The sequence below is a fragment of the Streptomyces sp. NPDC104307 genome (genome assembly GCF_055584045.1).
In genome coordinates this window covers 1-1,463 of the sequence record NZ_JBVJMU010000046.1, presented here as the reverse complement: position 1 = coordinate 1,463, position 1,463 = coordinate 1, and the positions used below count along the sequence as shown (strand labels likewise).

2 protein-coding genes are annotated in these 1,463 nt (G+C 67.1%); one reads left to right on the top strand and one right to left on the bottom strand.

The features are described from left to right. Nucleotides 1-56 precede the first annotated feature (56 nt). On the bottom strand, nucleotides 57-827 hold the full coding sequence (locus tag ACZ601_RS39085; RefSeq protein ID WP_469547016.1) for a transposase: 771 nt from the start codon (nucleotides 825-827) through the stop codon (nucleotides 57-59). Between the two features lie 94 nt (nucleotides 828-921). Between ACZ601_RS39085 and ACZ601_RS39080 the strand changes: the two genes are divergently transcribed. Next, nucleotides 922-1,463, top strand: a 542-nt coding sequence (locus ACZ601_RS39080; protein WP_469547013.1) for a hypothetical protein, incomplete at its 3' end; no start/stop codon positions are given.

Genomic DNA, 1,463 nt, shown 5'->3' with positions numbered 1-1,463 from the left:
CTAAGGGCTGTCCCGCAAAGATCTTGAAGCCGCCTCGGGCATGGCGGCCGCCTTGCTTATCCGGCGAGGGCGAGGTTGTGCATCCGGGCGATGCCGAGCATGGCGTGGTGGACGCCATCACCTTTGAGGCGGCAGTCGCGGAGGATCTTCCAGGTCTTCATGCGGGCGAAGACGTGCTCGACGCGGGCCCGGACCTGCTTGTGGGACTTGTTGTGTTCCTCTTTCCAGTCCGGGAGTTCGCTCTGACCGCGCTTACGGCGGTGCGGGATGACGAGGCCGGTGCCCGGGTAGCCGCCGTCGGCGATTGTGACGGTGTTGCCGACGGCGGCCTTGGCGCCGGACTCCTCCCAGGCCTTGCAGTCGTTGCGGTTCCCGGCGAGCGGCCGGCCGACCACGACGACCAGGCGGGTGTCGGCGTCGATGACGACCTGGTGGTTGGTGGAGTACCGGTAGTTCTTCGACCGCTCGGCGATGGCGTGGTCACGGGTAGGGACCAGGGTGCCGTCCACGATGAGCACGGTGCCCTTGGCGAACCGCCTACGGGGCTGGAGTGCGAGCAGGGGGCCGAGGTGGTTGATGACTCGGCCGACCGTGGACTTCGAGACGCCGAACAGCGGAGCGAGCTGCCGCAACGTCAGATTGGTGCGCCAGTAGGCCGTGACCAGCAACACCCGGTCCTCCAGCGGCAGGCTCCACTGCCGGCCTCGGTGGGCCACATCTGCTCCATCACGCCGCAGCGCGGTCAGTAGCTCGCCAAAGCAGCGCGGGCTCAGCCCCGCGAACGGGGTTATCCAGGACGGCTCCGATGCCGTGATCACACTCACCACATCATGATCACCCCTCAGGCCGGCCCAATGCCGAGACAATCCCACAGTTACGCTGCTCGGGGCAGTCCACAGTGCGCAAGACCCGGGGGAAACCGTGAACCGACCTCTGCTGTTCCTCGACGTGGACGGGCCGCTCAACCCTTACGCGGCCAAGCCGGAGCGGCGTCCCGACGGCTACACCACACTCAGAGTCCCCCGGAACGACGCCCATCAGGACGACAGAGGCCTCTCGTCCCGACGGCCCCTGCGGGTCTGGCTCAACCCAGAGCATGGACGATCCCTGCTCCAGCTCGGCTTCGAGCTGTGCTGGGCCACCACATGGATGGACGACGCCAACCGGTGGATCGCACCGGTCCTGGGCCTTCCGGAACTTCCTTTTGTGGACTTCGGCGACGTCCTGCTCCAAGAGCGCCCTGATGGCGTCCACTGGAAGACCGGGCCGCTGGTGGACTACGCAGGCGGCCGTCCTTTCGCGTGGGTGGACGACGAGCAGAGCGAGCTGGATCAGAGCTACGTGACCGCCCACCACCAAGGCGCGGGGCTCCTGCACCACGTCAACCCGCGGATCGGCCTACGGGAGAACGACTTCCACTCGCTCGCCGACTTCGCCCGGTTCCTGGACACCTCACGAACCAC